The organism is Alkalihalobacillus deserti, from assembly GCF_020734105.1.
GTDB lineage: Bacteria > Bacillota > Bacilli > Bacillales > Bacillaceae_D > Halalkalibacter > Halalkalibacter deserti.
Window position 1 is genome coordinate 183448 of record NZ_JAJAFR010000003.1, and the last position, 15323, is coordinate 198770.

18 protein-coding genes are annotated in these 15323 nt (G+C 37.7%); 17 read left to right on the top strand and 1 reads right to left on the bottom strand.

The window, feature by feature from the left end; translation table 11 throughout:
• The first annotated feature begins 65 nt into the window (after positions 1 to 65).
• Positions 66 to 1223: a 30S ribosomal protein S1 gene (gene rpsA / locus LDX58_RS07305; RefSeq protein ID WP_227936172.1), complete on the top strand. Its 1158-nt coding sequence runs from the start codon at positions 66 to 68 to the stop codon at positions 1221 to 1223.
• Between the two features lie 20 nt (positions 1224 to 1243).
• A complete protein-coding gene (fni, locus tag LDX58_RS07310) occupies positions 1244 to 2293 on the top strand; it encodes a type 2 isopentenyl-diphosphate Delta-isomerase (protein WP_227936173.1) in 1050 nt (349 codons plus the stop codon).
• 63 nt (positions 2294 to 2356) lie between these two features.
• Here fni and LDX58_RS07315 read toward each other — a convergent pair whose 3' ends face one another.
• Positions 2357 to 2491, bottom strand: coding sequence for a YpzI family protein (locus LDX58_RS07315; protein ID WP_227936174.1), 135 nt, complete (start codon positions 2489 to 2491; stop codon positions 2357 to 2359).
• A 139-nt stretch (positions 2492 to 2630) separates the two neighbouring features.
• Between LDX58_RS07315 and LDX58_RS07320 the strand changes: the two genes are divergently transcribed.
• The 15 genes from LDX58_RS07320 to hepT all read left to right on the top strand — a co-directional run bounded on the left by LDX58_RS07320 (position 2631) and on the right by hepT (position 15157).
• Entirely contained in the window at positions 2631 to 3245 is a 615-nt protein-coding gene (locus LDX58_RS07320; RefSeq protein WP_227936175.1) for a YphA family membrane protein, read from the top strand.
• A gap of 117 nt (positions 3246 to 3362) precedes the next feature.
• On the top strand, positions 3363 to 4676 hold the full coding sequence (gene der / locus LDX58_RS07325) for a ribosome biogenesis GTPase Der (RefSeq protein ID WP_227936470.1): 1314 nt from the start codon (positions 3363 to 3365) through the stop codon (positions 4674 to 4676).
• Between the two features lie 26 nt (positions 4677 to 4702).
• A complete protein-coding gene (plsY, locus tag LDX58_RS07330; protein WP_227936176.1) occupies positions 4703 to 5335 on the top strand; it encodes a glycerol-3-phosphate 1-O-acyltransferase PlsY in 633 nt (210 codons plus the stop codon).
• A 5-nt stretch (positions 5336 to 5340) separates the two neighbouring features.
• Positions 5341 to 6378, top strand: coding sequence for an NAD(P)H-dependent glycerol-3-phosphate dehydrogenase (locus LDX58_RS07335; protein ID WP_227936177.1), 1038 nt, complete (start codon positions 5341 to 5343; stop codon positions 6376 to 6378).
• A gap of 90 nt (positions 6379 to 6468) precedes the next feature.
• Positions 6469 to 6735 (top strand): stage VI sporulation protein F, encoded by a 267-nt coding sequence (locus LDX58_RS07340; protein WP_227936178.1) that lies wholly within the window; start codon positions 6469 to 6471, stop codon positions 6733 to 6735.
• Positions 6736 to 7040: 305 nt separating this feature from the next.
• Positions 7041 to 7253, top strand: coding sequence for a DUF2768 domain-containing protein (locus tag LDX58_RS07345; protein WP_265416597.1), 213 nt, complete (start codon positions 7041 to 7043; stop codon positions 7251 to 7253).
• Positions 7254 to 7281: 28 nt separating this feature from the next.
• Positions 7282 to 8007, top strand: coding sequence for a YphF family lipoprotein (locus LDX58_RS07350; protein ID WP_227936180.1), 726 nt, complete (start codon positions 7282 to 7284; stop codon positions 8005 to 8007).
• A 224-nt stretch (positions 8008 to 8231) separates the two neighbouring features.
• Complete coding sequence (spoIVA, locus tag LDX58_RS07355) at positions 8232 to 9710, top strand: stage IV sporulation protein A (protein ID WP_227936181.1); 1479 nt, start codon at positions 8232 to 8234, stop codon at positions 9708 to 9710.
• Positions 9711 to 9922: 212 nt separating this feature from the next.
• Positions 9923 to 10141, top strand: a complete 219-nt coding sequence (gene mtrB / locus LDX58_RS07360) for a trp RNA-binding attenuation protein MtrB (RefSeq protein ID WP_227936182.1) — start codon at positions 9923 to 9925, stop codon at positions 10139 to 10141.
• Between the two features lie 118 nt (positions 10142 to 10259).
• Positions 10260 to 11048 carry a heptaprenyl diphosphate synthase component 1 gene (locus LDX58_RS07365; protein WP_227936183.1) on the top strand — a complete coding sequence of 263 codons (789 nt, stop codon included), beginning with the start codon at positions 10260 to 10262 and terminating at the stop codon, positions 11046 to 11048.
• 5 nt (positions 11049 to 11053) lie between these two features.
• Complete coding sequence (gene menG, locus LDX58_RS07370; protein ID WP_227936184.1) at positions 11054 to 11779, top strand: demethylmenaquinone methyltransferase; 726 nt, start codon at positions 11054 to 11056, stop codon at positions 11777 to 11779.
• Positions 11776 to 12639 carry a UbiA-like polyprenyltransferase gene (locus LDX58_RS07375; RefSeq protein ID WP_227936185.1) on the top strand — a complete coding sequence of 288 codons (864 nt, stop codon included), beginning with the start codon at positions 11776 to 11778 and terminating at the stop codon, positions 12637 to 12639. The genes menG and LDX58_RS07375 overlap by 4 nt, the downstream gene beginning before the upstream one ends.
• Positions 12636 to 13244 (top strand): UbiX family flavin prenyltransferase, encoded by a 609-nt coding sequence (locus tag LDX58_RS07380; RefSeq protein WP_227936186.1) that lies wholly within the window; start codon positions 12636 to 12638, stop codon positions 13242 to 13244. The genes LDX58_RS07375 and LDX58_RS07380 overlap by 4 nt, the downstream gene beginning before the upstream one ends.
• Positions 13241 to 14092: a menaquinone biosynthetic enzyme MqnA/MqnD family protein gene (locus LDX58_RS07385; protein WP_227936187.1), complete on the top strand. Its 852-nt coding sequence runs from the start codon at positions 13241 to 13243 to the stop codon at positions 14090 to 14092. The genes LDX58_RS07380 and LDX58_RS07385 overlap by 4 nt, the downstream gene beginning before the upstream one ends.
• A gap of 93 nt (positions 14093 to 14185) precedes the next feature.
• Positions 14186 to 15157 (top strand): heptaprenyl diphosphate synthase component II, encoded by a 972-nt coding sequence (gene hepT, locus LDX58_RS07390; RefSeq protein WP_227936188.1) that lies wholly within the window; start codon positions 14186 to 14188, stop codon positions 15155 to 15157.
• The last annotated feature ends 166 nt before the right edge of the window (positions 15158 to 15323 follow it).

Below are 15323 nucleotides of genomic sequence, written 5' to 3' on the forward strand. Positions count from 1 at the left end.
AAGTTCGTTAAAATAATAGTAAGTTGACCGCATATTAACTGCGGGCTTGAAGGAGGCAAAAGTCAATGGTCGAAGAAATGAACAGCGAAGTGACAAAAATGAAATCATTTTCTGTAGGGGAAATTGTTACAGGGAAAGTGTCGAAAGTAGAAGATAAACAAGCATTTGTAGATGTAGGATTCAAGGTAGATGGGGTTGTCCCGATAAGTGAATTATCTAGCTTGCATGTTGAAAAAGTAAGCGATGTTCTTTCAGTTGACGATGAGCTAGAATTAAAAGTTCTCAAGGTAGAGAACGATGAGCTTATCCTTTCAAAGCGTGCTGTGCAAGCAGAGAAAGCATGGGACGAACTTCAGCAAGCTTATGAATCTGGGCAAATTCTCGAAGTGGAAGTTGCGGATGTAGTTAAAGGTGGGTTGGTTGTCGACTTAGGTGTAAGAGGATTTATTCCAGCTTCTTTAGTCGAACGACATTTTGTTGAAGATTTTTCTGATTATAAAGGGAAAACACTTCGATTAAAAGTGGCTGAAATTGACCAAGATAATAATAAATTAATTCTTTCTCAACGTGCGGTCCTAGATGAAGAATTAGAAGATAAGAAACGTACAGTTCTTCACTCACTTAAAGCTGGCGATATCGTAGAAGGTAAAGTTCAACGATTAACGGATTTTGGAGCTTTTATTGATGTTGGTGGAGTCGATGGTTTAGTACATATTTCTCAACTTGCACATCATCGAGTAGACAAAACATCTGATGTCGTAAAAGAAGGCGAAACCATCAAGGTGAAAATTCTTTCAGTTGATCAAGACAGTGAACGTGTGTCTTTATCGATTAAGGATACTCAACCTGGACCGTGGGAAAGTTTCTCAGGACGTGTTTCTCCTGGTGATGTATTAGAAGGAACTGTTAGAAGGTTAGTTACTTTCGGAGCTTTTGTTGAATTAGCTCCTGGTGTTGAAGGGTTAGTTCATATTTCGCAACTTGCTAACCGACATATTGGTACACCTTCTGAAGTGCTTTCAGAGGGAGAGACTGTTCAAGTGAAAGTACTCGATGTGAATATTAAGGAGAAACGTATTTCATTAAGTATCCGTGATTTGCTTGAAAAAGAAGATACTTCAGATGAAGATTACCAAGCTTACGAATCGTCAAAACAAGATGATCAAGGTGGTTTTTCACTTAGTGATTTGATTGGCGATCAATTAAAGAAATATAAAAACTAATGATAACAAGGTGATGAGATGTGGACAGATCGGCTCGGAAGCTAGATCATATTAATCATGCTCTTTTAATCGGTCAAGCAAAATCACATGGGTTTCAGGATCTTACATTTGTACACAATAGCATACCTGAAATTAACTTTAGTGATGTTAGTCTCACATCAAAAATCGGCGAACTTACATTAAGTTCGCCGATTTTCATCAATGCCATGACTGGTGGTGGTGGAGAACGAACAAAAGAAATTAATAAGCAACTTGCAGAGGTAGCCAGTGAAACAGATATTGGAATGGCCGTAGGTTCACAAATGGCGGCGCTTCGAGATGAGGAACAACGATCAAGTTATGAGATTGTTCGTCATATTCATTCAAAGGGAATTATTTTTGCGAATTTAGGAAGTGAGGCAACTATTGATCAAGCAAAGAAAGCGGTTGATATGCTTGAAGCTGATGCATTTCAGCTGCATGTGAACGTCATCCAAGAGCTTGTGATGCCTGAGGGAGATCGAGATTTTACGAATACACTAAGTCGAATCGAGACTCTTGTTCGTGAATTAGAAGTGCCTGTCATCGTTAAAGAGGTTGGTTATGGAATGAGTAAAGTAACCGTTCAAAAACTCGCTTCAGTTGGAGTAGCGGCAGTGGATATTGGCGGTTTTGGCGGAACGAATTTCTCGAAAATTGAAAATGGACGTCGACAACGTCAGTTAGATTTTTTTGATGAGTGGGGTATAACGACGACTTGTTCTCTTCTAGAAGCATTTGATGCAAAAACGCCAGTTAAAGTATTAGCGTCAGGTGGATTACAAACGGCCCTAGACCTCGCTAAAGCAATGTCATTAGGTGCTTGTGCAGGTGGCTTTGCTGGTCACTTTTTAAAGATTTTAGTAGAACAAGGTCAAGAAGCCCTAATAGTAGAAATAACAGAGCTTAAACGAGACTTGAAGATGATCCTCACAGCACTTCAACTGAATAATCCACAACAACTGGGACAAGTACCAATTGTCATTTCGGGTAATACCTTTCATTGGGCTTCTCAACGTGGATTAGATATAAGTGGATTTAGTCAACGTTAATGATTTCTTGTAAAGGAGGCGAATTCTAAAGAAATCGCCTCCTTTATAATTGTTTGTTGATTTTTATGGTCGTTGCTGTTTTCTAGCTTCCTCAGGGCCTTGTAACTTTGCAGCTCCTCGATATTCTAAACTTTGATCACGATCAGATTCAACTTGATCTGATTTTTTTAATTTACGCTCTTGACGATCTTTTCCCATTTCTATCCCTCCTTATTAATTTTCTATCGAATGTTCTGATTTAATGTTCCATCAAAGGTTAATGTTTATGTATTTCAATGGTTAGAAATTGAGACCTTAGTCGATACTTATAATAAAGGATTAAAAGAGGTGATATGAAATGGAAGGTGTTTTTGTATATTGGTTTGGTTGGGGACTATGGGCAATCATTAGTTTTTTTTGGTCTAAGACGAAAGAGAGAGTTTCAAGCGCGATTCTTATTCTTGCCTTGTTAATTGTCCTTCCCATCTCCTTTCAAATCGGACAAGTCCATATTCATCTGGCCTTTATTTTATTCTTTATTTATTTGTGTTGGTATATGAAGACTTATAAAATTGCACGTCTTGCACACATGTTTATTGTATCAATAACGATTGCAGCAGCGCATGGTGGTTTTCAAATGCTTCTCATTTTTGATCCTGTTATTGAATACGCAGATAGTAGATGGATGGCATCTTGTCTAACTACTATTATCGCTTTTTTCCTTTTTCACACTTTTAAAGAGCGGCTATACGTTGCGTTTTTAGGTCTTGTTCAAGGAGAACTGTTATCAAGCATGGTACTCAGTCGCCATATGAGAATAGAACAAGCAATTGGCGACCTTTATTTTTTTGATATCGTTGCCATTGTAAGTTTATTGTTTTCAGTTGTTTGGATGATCCAACAAATTTCTAGTTGGATAGCAAACCTTCTTATTGCTGATCCAAAACAAAGGGTATTGAAACATAGTTCTTAACTAAGAAACCAAGTTGTTCTGAGAAAACATCGACAAGTGCCAAGAAATCAAGTAAGATAATTAAGTTACATTGAAAAATGGATGATTTTACATATGAAAAAGAAAGGTTGTGACGTGATGACAAAGCCTGTTGTAGCAATAGTCGGACGTCCTAATGTAGGGAAGTCAACAATTTTCAACCGCATAGTAGGAGAACGAGTTGCCATTGTCGAAGATATGCCAGGGGTAACACGTGATCGTATTTATAGTAAAGGTGAATGGTTGAACCGTGAATTCAATTTAATTGACACGGGTGGTATTCAATTAGGTGATGAGCCGTTACTCATTCAAATGCGTGCACAAGCAGAATTGGCTATTAAAGAAGCTGATGTGATTGTATTTATTGTTAATGGTCGTGAAGGGATTACGAGTGCTGATCAGGAAGTTGCTAAAATTTTATTTCGCTCAGACAAACCAGTTGTTCTAGGTGTTAATAAAATTGATAATCCGGAGATGCAGGAAGAACTATATGAATTTTATTCTTTAGGCATGGACACGCCATATCCAATTTCTGGTTCTCATGGATTAGGCCTTGGTGATTTACTTGATCAAGTGATTAAACATTTTCCTGACGAAGAAGAAGATCCGTATGATGAAGACACGATTCGTATAGCATTGATCGGAAGACCAAATGTGGGGAAATCGTCACTAGTTAATGCGATGCTTGGAGAAGAGCGTGTCATCGTTAGTGACATTCCTGGCACAACTCGAGATGCAATTGATACACCGTTTTCAAGAGACGATCAGGATTACGTTCTTATTGATACAGCTGGAATGAGAAAGCGTGGAAAAGTATATGAAGCGACAGAGAAGTATAGTGTTCTCAGGTCTCTCAAGGCTATAGAACGTTCAAATGTGGTTCTAGTTGTGATAAACATTGAAGAAGGATTAATTGAGCAGGATAAGAAAATTGCGGGATATGCTCATGAAGCTGGTCGTGCTGTCATCATCGTAGTCAATAAATGGGATGCAGTTGAAAAAGATGATAAAACGATGAAGAATTTCGAGACGAAATTAAGAGAAGAATTATTATTTTTAACGTATGCTCCGATCTTGTTTGTCTCCGCGAAAACAAAGCAACGTTTACAACATGTATTGCCAATGGTGAAAAAGGTTTCAGAAAATCATCATCTCCGTGTCGCTACGAATGTTTTAAATGATATGATCATGGATGCTGTTGCAATGAACCCAACACCTACGGATAAAGGAAAACGGTTAAAAATTAATTATGTCACTCAAGTAGCTGTAGAACCCCCGACATTTGTGTTCTTTGTAAATGAGCCAGAGTTAATGCACTTTTCGTATGAGCGCTTTTTAGAAAATCGATTACGTGCCACATTTGAATTCGAGGGAACCCCAATTAAAATTTTTGCTAGAAAGAAAAACGTTTAGGGGAGAAGTGAAATGGGGGAAGTTTTATGATCATTGCACTCATTTTTACTGTTTTATTTGGTTACCTTTTAGGTTCATTAAGTTTTAGCTACATTATTGCTAAGAAAATTAAAAAGGTTGATATTCGGCAACATGGTAGTGGAAATGCAGGAGCGACTAATACATTAAGAGTGTTAGGAATTGGACCAGCTATTTCTGTTTTAGCTTTGGATGTTTTAAAAGGCATTGTAGCTGTTATTGTAGCTGCTTGGGTTGCGCCAGATGATTCTGGATTATTTCCAGCTTTGGCAGGATTAGCAGCAATCTTTGGTCATAATTGGCCGGTGTATTATGGTTTTCGTGGGGGTAAAGGAGTGGCAACCACCATTGGTGTTTTAGCTTCTCTTTTGTTTTTCCCTGCTTTGTGGGCAGGAATTGTCGCTATTTTTAGTATTGTTGCCACAAAATATGTGTCACTTGGTTCCTTATTGTTCGCTGTACTAACACCTGTATTTTCCTTTTTTCTTTATAACTATTATGACTATCCAGTTGTCTATCTTTATTTAGCTGGAGTCGTTGCGTTACTTTCTCTGTGGCGGCATAGAGGAAATATTAGTCGCTTGTTAACTGGAACGGAGAGTAAATTAGGAAAAAAGTCACAGGTGGAGCGTAAGGAGTGATCTAATTGAAAAACATTGCTGTTATTGGAGCAGGAAGCTGGGGAACAGCTTTATCCATAGTTTTAGCAGATAACCATCACAATGTCCATTTATGGGCGAGAAGGTCAGAGCAAGTAGATGAAATTAACCAATATCACACAAATTCCAAGTACCTACCGAATATAATGCTATCAGAACGAATCATCGGTTTTACAGATTTATCGAAAGCTTTGGATGCCGTTGAAATCGTAGTTTTGGTTGTACCAACTAAGGCAATTAGAGAAACGGTACAACAAATGACTAAGGTTCTATCTCAACCGATTACGATTATTCACGCAAGTAAAGGAATTGAGCCGGGGACACACAAACGAGTCTCTGAAATGATTGTAGAGGAATTTTCTTCTTCTCAGTTGCTTATAGATGTTGTTGTTCTTTCCGGTCCTAGTCATGCAGAGGAAGTAAGCCTTCGTCAACCTACGACGGTAACGGTTTCTTCAGAAAGTTATGAGGCTTCTGAGCTTGCGCAGGACTTGTTTATAAATAAACATTTTCGGGTATATACGAATTCCGATTTAGTTGGTGTCGAAATTGGAGGAGCTTTAAAAAATAGCATTGCGTTAGTTTGTGGATTAACGAATGGACTCGGACTAGGTGATAATACCAAAGCTGCCATAATGACTCGTGGCCTAGCAGAAATAACTAGGATGGGTATCAAGCTTGGAGCAAACCCGTTAACGTTTGCTGGTCTCTCTGGATTAGGTGATTTGATTGTTACTTGTACAAGTATCCATTCACGTAACTATAGAGCTGGTAGGATGATAGGTGAAGGTAAATCCTTGGATGACGTTTTAGCTTCTATGGGAATGGTTGTAGAGGGAATACGGACGACGAAAGCCGCTCATGAATTAGCGATTAAAATGAATGTGGATATGCCGATTACTAGTTCTCTATATGCGGTGTTGTTTGAAGGCCTGTCTCCGAAGCAAGCAACAGAACAATTAATGGGGCGTGTCAAAAAACATGAGGTCGAGCAGGTATCTACGAATTTTATTGAATATAAATAAGTTCAGTTTTAACGAATTTTGAATTACGGTGCACCGTCTTTCTTCTCACGCATATGATATCGTGATATTAGAATGAGGGAGGGCACATCAATGGTTCAAAATAATGACTCATCTTTCATGGATCAAATTCAAAAGAAGGCCAATGTAAAACCTGATGAATTACTCAAGTTAGCTAGTTCAGTTAGTAATACAAACCTTCAAGATGAAGCTGCTGTCAGGCAACTAATTGCACAAGTAGCTAAACTTGCCAATAAACCTGTTTCAAAAGAAAAAGAAGATCAGATTGTTGAGGCGATCACGAAAAACAACATGCCAATGGACTTTGCTTCACTTGCCAAAATGTTCAATAAAAAATAACGCTGTGTAGGCTAAAACCACAAACACTTACGTGGTTTATGCATATACTTGTAAAGAACGAACATTACAATAGGGCTGTGTTAGACGAAGGGTTTCGTCAAGAATAGAGAAGTGTGCCCCCACTTCTCTATTCTTTTTTTTTGAGTTTTTAAGGTCGCTTCTTTAAGACTAAAGAGCATCCGAATAAAGAGTAATTGTAAACCATTAAAAGAGTGGGACTGGATATAACTAAATTGACTAGAACCTGACACCGACTTTTTGGACAAGCTGTGCTATAATGTGTCATGGAAAAAGTTAAATGGAGGATGATAATCGTGTCACAAGCGATGTTAAATATGTGGATCTCATTATTTGCTCTTATATTAATGTTTGTTTCAGCAGGGGCTGCTATCTTTAGCCGAGAAAAACTTAAAGGGTGGGTACAAAAGATGGTATTAGCCTTTTCATTTATGTGTCTACTTGTTTCTGGAATCATTGTCTTTCTTATTGTTTTAGGTGGGCCGACAGCTACAATGTAATAATAAGTAAGGAGTTGAGAGTAACCGTATGAACCGTCTTGTTTTAATTAGTATAGCTTTGATTTTCTTTTTACTAAGTGGATGTATGTATCCAGATGATCAAAGGGCAGAGAATCGAATAGCTTATCCTGATCAATTGGAGTCTGTTCAACACGCCATTGAACGTTTTCAATCAGATACTGGTGTTTTACCTATTCGGACTTTTGATGAAAGTACGCCATTGTATCAGCGTTATGTAGTAGACTTCAATCAACTCTTACCAAAGTATTTACAACAACCTCCGGGTACCGCATTTGAAAATGGAGGCGTTTTTCAATATGTGCTTGTAAACGTTGAAGATTCTCCTGAAGTGAAGGTGATTGATTTGACCTCTCAAGGGGAAATTAGACAACTACAGCAGCGATTGAATGAATATATGGGGCAACATCGTTTTGCACCAATTAAGGAAATGCTTGATGTTGGTCTTTTTCAGCTTGATCATGAAGCTCTAAATTACAAGGAAGCTCCTCATGTTAGGAGTCCTTATCATGATACATGGCTCCCCTTATTATTAACAAATGATGGAGAAATCATTATTGATTACCGAATCGATTTAAATATGATGCTCCAGCAACATGAGCATCAATTTAAAGAAGGCGAAGATATTCGACCGCTCTTGTTCGAACATGCGCCATTTGTACCCGTTCGAAGTGTTCCATATGTGGTTGATGAAAATGGAGAACCAACTTATTCAATGGATTTAAGAAAAAAATAATAGAATTCTTTGATGTTTATGGTCTAATGCCCCTACCTTGTTGATATACATATCAGAGGAAGGGGCATTTTTTAACTCCCCTTCTCGGTAGCCCAAAAACGAGATCTTACTTTCTTTCAAGAACAGTTGTCATAAACTTTGGACAACATCATAGATATGATAGTGTCAAAGGTTTACCGGAAGAAGTTGAATCTCAAATTTTTACTCGATCGGGAGGGGATCACGTGGAAAAGATTGATATTTTTAAAGATATTGCTGAACGCACAGGCGGCGATATTTATCTTGGGGTAGTAGGTGCAGTTCGTACAGGGAAGTCGACATTCATCAAAAAATTTATGGAGCTAGTCGTTCTCCCGAATATTGCTAATGAATCTGAAAAAGCTCGCGCTCAGGACGAGTTGCCACAAAGTGCAGCTGGAAGGACAATTATGACAACGGAACCGAAATTTGTTCCGAATCAGGCGATTTCTATACATGTCGATGAGGGGCTTGATGTAAATATCCGTTTAGTTGATTGCGTTGGGTATGCGGTTCCAGGAGCTAAAGGATACGAGGATGAACACGGCCCTCGAATGATTAATACACCTTGGTATGAGGAACCAATTCCATTTCAAGAAGCAGCTGAAATTGGAACACGGAAGGTCATTCAGGAACATTCTACTTTAGGTGTTGTTGTTACAACAGACGGATCAATTGGAGAAATTCCACGTCATGATTACTTAGAATCAGAAGCTCGTGTTGTTGAGGAATTAAAGGAAGTGGGTAAACCATTTATTATGGTGGTTAACAGTGTCCGTCCTCATCATCCTGATACAGAGGCATTACGTGCACAGTTAGCCGAGGATTATGACATTCCTTGTTTATCCATGAGTATCGAGAGTATGACAGATCAAGATATTAATAATGTTCTTCGCGAAGTGTTATATGAATTCCCAGTTCATGAAGTAAATGTGAATCTCCCAAGCTGGGTCATGGTACTTAGAGAAGATCACTGGTTACGTCAAAGTTATGAAGAATCTGTTCGCGAAACAGTTAAGGATATAAAACGCCTTCGTGATGTCGATCGTGTTGTTGGACAATTTACAGAATATGAATTTATTGATGACGCCAGGCTAGCTGGTATTGAAATGGGTCAGGGGATTGCTGAAATTGACCTTTACGCTCCAGATGACTTATACGACCAAGTGTTAAAAGAAGTAGTTGGGGTGGAAATTAGAGGAAAAGACCATCTTCTTCAATTAATGCAAGACTTTGCTCACGCGAAGGAAGAGTATGATCAAGTGGCTGACGCGCTTAAAATGGTAAAGCAAACGGGTTACGGAATTGCAGCTCCAGCTTTGTCTGATATGAGCTTAGATGAACCAGAAATTATTCGCCAAGGATCACGTTTTGGTGTTAGGTTGAAGGCTGTAGCACCATCTATTCATATGATTAAAGTAGATGTTGAGTCTGAATTTGCTCCAATTATTGGTACAGAGAAACAAAGTGAAGAACTTGTTCGTTATCTAATGCAAGACTTTGAAGAGAATCCACTTTCTATCTGGAATTCCGATATTTTCGGTCGCTCGCTTAATTCGATTGTTCGCGAAGGAATTTCAGCTAAGCTATCTCTAATGCCAGAAAATGCTCGTTACAAGTTGAAAGAAACACTAGAAAGAATTATAAATGAAGGTTCTGGTGGGCTTATTGCGATTATCCTTTAATCCTATAGACTTATAATCTTCATGTAACGTTTTAAGAATCCCCTTCGGTTAGGGGGTTCTTTTTGCCTTATAAGCAATGTTTATGCTAAGATTTTAACGTGTAATGGGGATTTGATTAGGAAATTTTCTGAACGGAAGCGAAAAAGTCTTTTTCATGTTAAAATGAACAAAGTGGAATTATCTGTGGAGAACTATTGAATAGGAGAGTTGAGATGAGCAATCAAAATGAATTTTTTGTTATTAAAGCAAAGGAAAACGGTGTAAATGTAATTGGGCTTACCCGTGGTTCCGATACTCGCTTTCATCATTCTGAAAAACTGGATAAAGGCGAGGTCATGATCGCGCAGTTTACAGAACATACATCAGCTGTAAAAATTAGAGGTAAAGCGATTATACAAACAAGTCATGGCACGATGGATACAGAAGAATAAGATTAGAATAAAAGACAGTTAATCTAGTTTCATTTTCTCGTAGGTAAAAACCTATGGTATAATAGTTGCGATATAAAAGTGATTACAACAACGATGGACGGAATTTGGGGGATTTTTAATGGTGAGTATGAGTCAGTTTGATGACAAAGTAAAAGAAATCAAAAAAAGCTTCTATAGCTTAACCAAGCATCTATATTTACAGTCATATGTTCAAGAACCGGATTTAGATGATGATAAGGTTCGTTTTTTGTATGCAATGATGCAAAAAAGGCTTTCAACTAAAGAGGCTAAAATGTTTACGATTTCAGCGTTATTACTTCAAGCTGGTCTTGATGTTCACGATGAGGTCTCCCTTGATCCTATTAATTCGGATCGATTGCGTAAAAATAGGCAACTGACTGTTTTGGCTGGTGATTATTATGTCAGTCTTCATTACTATTTATTGGCAGAAAAGCAACAAATACCAATGATCAGAGTATTTAGTCAATCCATACAAGAAATTAACGAGTACAAATTGAATCTTTGTGATTCTAGTGAACTTTCTTATGAAGAAATACAGTTAAACGCTTCTCAAATTGAATCGGTTTTGATGCAAAACATGGCTGATTACTTTGAACAAACAGATTGGAAAAATGTGATAAAAGATTTCTTTTATTTAAAACGTCTTTTAGAAGAAAAAGTAGAGTGGATTGAAGGGAGAACAACACCGATTATCCAAGCCATTATTAGAGAATTTAATGGAACTGGAAATGAATTGCAGTGCATTGATAAGAGGGTAGAGGACGTAAAAGATCGGTTGCTCTTAAATAGTAAAGCATTGAATTCGTTTGAGAAATTTGTTATAGAACATGTTGATGAATTGATCGGTCGTACGTCGTTACACGAGATCGTATCAGAAGAAGGGTGAGCAAGATGACACAATCGAAAGAAGAGCGAGTTCATCAAGTTTTTGAATCTATTTATAAAAAATATGATGTTATGAATTCCGTTATTAGTTTTCAGCGTCACAAAGCATGGCGTAAAGACACAATGAAAAAAATGAATGTACAAATTGGAAACCATGCACTTGATGTATGCTGTGGTACGGCTGATTGGACGATAGCTCTTGCCGAAGCAGTGGGTAAAGAGGGTAGGGTAGAGGGTTTAGATTTCAGCAAAAATATGTTAAAGGTGGGTCAAAAAAAAGTAAAAGAACAAAACTTGACTCAAATTCATTTAACGCATGGAAATGCAATGGAGCTTCCATATGACGATAATAGTTTTGACTTTGTTACGATTGGTTTTGGCTTAAGGAACGTACCTAATTATAAGCAAGTATTGCGAGAAATGTATCGGGTTACGAAACCAGGGGGTAGTGTCGTATGCTTAGAAACATCCCAGCCGACGATTCCCGTTTTTAAACAGCTTTACTTTTTTTACTTCAGTCAAATTATGCCGATATTTGGAAAGTTCTTTGCAAAGAGTTATGACGAATATTCTTGGTTGCAGGAATCAACTATGTCTTTTCCAAATCGAGAAAAGTTAGCTAGCATGTTCAGAGAAGCAGGATTAAGTAATGTTGAAGTAAAAAGTTACTCAGGTGGGGTAGCTGCCATGCACATTGGTAAAAAGGAAATAGAATTGGGGCAGATAACGTGATTAGGAAAATAAAAATCATCTTAGAAATGATTAAATTTGAACATACGGTATTTGCCTTGCCGTTTGCTTATTTTGGCGCCATCTTAGGAGCTTTTATTATTAATGGACAGTTCCCTTCCATCTCCCAGTGGGTTTGGATTACTCTAGCGATGGTCGGGGCAAGAAGTGCAGCTATGTCATTAAATCGAGTGATCGATGAACAAATTGATAAACACAACCCTCGAACAGCAACTAGAGCGATTCCAGCCGGTTTAGTATCGAAGTTGGAAGTTCTTTTGTTTATCATTGTTTCATTTGCCCTTCTTTTTTATGCAGCTTTTCAACTGAATATGTTAGCCGTTTATTTGCTACCGCTGGCGGTCTTTTTTCTTGTTATTTATTCTTATACAAAACGGTTTACATGGGCTTGTCATCTTATCTTAGGTGTAACCATTGCCATTGCTCCACTTGGGGGGTGGGTTGGTGTAACAGGAACATTAACATGGGAAGCGTTTCTGCTGTTTCTTGCTGTTGCTTTATGGACAGCAGGCTTTGATGTGATTTATGCGACTCAAGACGCTGATTATGATCGAGAAAATAACTTGTATTCAATTCCGAGTAGGTTTGGAATTGGACGAGCATTGAAGATTGCTCGTTTTCTGCATGTAATCAGCTTTTTATCGTTTGTTAGTTTGTTTTTCATCACACCGCTTGGATGGATCTATTTTATTGGTGTGATGATTGCAGGTGCGATTATGGTTTATGAGCATTCACTTGTTTCGGAATATGATTTATCTAAATTGGATGTGGCTTTCTTTACGATGAATGGCATACTCAGCCTTGTGATGTTCATTTTTGCGATTGGAGATATACTTATATGAGTGAAAAATCTAAAGGGGTATACATAGTAGGAATAACGGGTGCGAGTGGTGCCATTTATGGAGTGCGTCTTGTACAAGAGCTTTTAAGGCAATCATATAAAGTCCATCTTATTCTAACTGAGGCTGCTTGGCGTGTATTTAAAGAAGAATTATTGTTAGATACAACGGATCGTGACACTGTTATTGAAGATTTATTTGGTCAACATGAAGGGATGCTTTATACTCATCACCTTTATGATTATGGTGCCCCGATTGCGAGTGGCTCTTATCAAAATGATGGGATGATTATTATTCCTTGTTCAATGGGAACCCTTTCAGGAATTGCCACTGGAGCATCAGGTAATTTAATAGAGCGAACGGCTGATGTCATGCTCAAAGAAGAGCGTAAGTTAATTCTTGTTCCTAGAGAAACACCATTAAATCAGCTTCATTTAGAAAATATGCTTCGTGTTTCAAAGGTTGGAGCAAAAATATTGCCCGCGATGCCAGGTTTTTATCATCAACCACAATCTATGGATGATCTTATAAACTTTTTGGTGGGGAAAGCTTTAGACAGTCTTGGAGTTGACCATAAATTGTTTGCAAGATGGGGGGGTGGGCAGTGAGCGTGATCATTGGAGAAATCTCTTATACAAATATTTTACCGTTCTTCTATTATCTGGACCGTGAAAAGTTAAAAGAGCAAAATTGTTCTTTTGTACCGCAAGTTCCTGCTCAGTTAAATCAAGCAATGTCAGCTGGGGAAATTGACGTTGGTGGCATTTCATCATTTGCGTATGCAGATAATGCGGATCGTTTTACGTTGATGCCTAATTTATCGGTTACTTCGTATGGTCCGGTTGGCTCTATTTTCTTATTTTCTAAGAAACCTCTACAACAGTTAGGTGAAGCAAATATTGCTTTAACAAGTAGTTCAGCATCTTCTGTGCACCTTTTAAAAATTATATTAGAGCATTTCTATTCATTGAAGTTGTCATATACAACGATGAGACCTCATTTAAAGACGATGCTAGTTGAGCATGATGCCTGTTTACTTATTGGAGATGATGCCATAGTAGCTAAACGTGAGGTTGGCGGGTCATACCATTGTTATGATTTAGGGGATTTGTGGTTCGAGCATACAGGATTACCAATGACATTTGCTGTCTTTGCTGTTCGGAACGAAACTTTAAGTGAACATACAAGTTTACTAGGAGCTGTTTATCGTTCTTTTCTTGAAAGTAAAAGAATGAGTGAAACCAATCAATATCAGTTAATGATTGACGACATTTTAAAAACACATGGTGGAGAAAAGGCATTTTGGGTCAAGTACTTTCACAACCTTTGCAATGACTTTGGAGAACAAGAACAAAAAGGATTATCTTACTATTTTGAACTTCTTTACCAAATGGGATATCTCTCGAATCAAGTTAAAACGTTAAATATTTGGGATCCGGCCAGAGTGGTTAAATAAGAACTTGCAAATATAGGGGATCAATGATCTAATAAATACAACGATCGTAGTAACGGCGATGAGATATCGCCTTGATTAAATAAGGTGGACGACATGAAACTAGCAGAAATTTATATGCAATTTCAATCTGATATTACAATTATTGAGAAAGAACTTGAAGCATCAGTTCGATCAGATAATGACATAGTACAAGAGGCATCTATACAATTACTTAAAGCGGGAGGAAAAAGAATTCGTCCTGTATTAGTTTTGTTAGCTGCTAAATTTGGGCAGTATGATATTAGTGCACTTAAGCGTATTGCTGTGCCACTGGAATTAATTCATATGGGATCTCTCGTACATGATGATGTTATTGATGATGCTGAGCTACGTCGTGGTAAAAAAACGATAAAATCTCAATGGAATAACCGGATCGCTATGTATACCGGAGATTTTATTTTTGGGAAAGCAATTGAGACGACCACGTTTTTTGATAATCCACAAATTCATCAAATTTTATCGAATGCGATGCTTGAGATGTGTTTAGGAGAAATTGAGCAAATTAGAGACCAATATAATTTGGGACAAAATTTCAGGATTTACTTACGGAGAATTAAACGAAAGACAGCTTTACTGATTGCGGTTAGTTGTGAACTAGGAGCGTTAGCTGCTAATGCGGATTATAAAACTCGAAGAAATTTGTATCAATTTGGTTATAATGTCGGAATGTCATTTCAGATTACAGATGATGTGCTTGACTTCGTTGGTACCGCAGAACAACTAGGTAAGCCAGCAGGAGGAGATCTACGTCAAGGTAACGTGACATTACCAGCCTTGTATGCCATGCACCATGATTCACAGATTAAAAAAATGATTGAAGAGGTTCTTGAGACAAAATTTCCGGAAAATGTTGATTTAACGGAGCTTCTAACATTGATTAATCAGTCTGGTGGAATTGAGTATTCACTCTCAATAAGTGATCAATACTTGAAAAAGGCTTACGAAGCTTTAGAAAAGCTACCTGATATTGAAGAAAAGACGTATTTACGAGAAATTGCTGCTTATATAGGGAAACGTAAATTCTAATAAAAAGAGACCTCAGGAGACCCTAATACTAGGAAAATTTAGGGGATTGTATGAGTTCTCTTTTCTCTTTTTTGGGAATGATTGTGTTTTCAAAGAAAAAAGCCTCAGGAGTTGTTGTTACTCCTTTGATTGTTTGCTATACTAATAAAGGTTTTAATTACATGAT

What these genes read in the sequence shown, in the direction of transcription:
- hepT (WP_227936188.1), top strand. Translation starts at nt 14,186, where the DNA reads ATGAAACTAGCAGAAATTTATATGCAATTTCAATCTGATATTACAATT.
- LDX58_RS07380 (WP_227936186.1), top strand. Translation starts at nt 12,636, where the DNA reads ATGAGTGAAAAATCTAAAGGGGTATACATAGTAGGAATAACGGGTGCG.
- plsY (WP_227936176.1), top strand. Translation starts at nt 4,703, where the DNA reads ATGATCATTGCACTCATTTTTACTGTTTTATTTGGTTACCTTTTAGGT.
- mtrB (WP_227936182.1), top strand. Translation starts at nt 9,923, where the DNA reads ATGAGCAATCAAAATGAATTTTTTGTTATTAAAGCAAAGGAAAACGGT.
- LDX58_RS07315 (WP_227936174.1), bottom strand. Translation starts at nt 2,491, where the DNA reads ATGGGAAAAGATCGTCAAGAGCGTAAATTAAAAAAATCAGATCAAGTT.
- LDX58_RS07320 (WP_227936175.1), top strand. Translation starts at nt 2,631, where the DNA reads ATGGAAGGTGTTTTTGTATATTGGTTTGGTTGGGGACTATGGGCAATC.
- rpsA (WP_227936172.1), top strand. Translation starts at nt 66, where the DNA reads ATGGTCGAAGAAATGAACAGCGAAGTGACAAAAATGAAATCATTTTCT.
- LDX58_RS07345 (WP_265416597.1), top strand. Translation starts at nt 7,041, where the DNA reads ATGATAATCGTGTCACAAGCGATGTTAAATATGTGGATCTCATTATTT.
- menG (WP_227936184.1), top strand. Translation starts at nt 11,054, where the DNA reads ATGACACAATCGAAAGAAGAGCGAGTTCATCAAGTTTTTGAATCTATT.
- LDX58_RS07365 (WP_227936183.1), top strand. Translation starts at nt 10,260, where the DNA reads ATGGTGAGTATGAGTCAGTTTGATGACAAAGTAAAAGAAATCAAAAAA.
- LDX58_RS07340 (WP_227936178.1), top strand. Translation starts at nt 6,469, where the DNA reads ATGGTTCAAAATAATGACTCATCTTTCATGGATCAAATTCAAAAGAAG.
- der (WP_227936470.1), top strand. Translation starts at nt 3,363, where the DNA reads ATGACAAAGCCTGTTGTAGCAATAGTCGGACGTCCTAATGTAGGGAAG.
- LDX58_RS07350 (WP_227936180.1), top strand. Translation starts at nt 7,282, where the DNA reads ATGAACCGTCTTGTTTTAATTAGTATAGCTTTGATTTTCTTTTTACTA.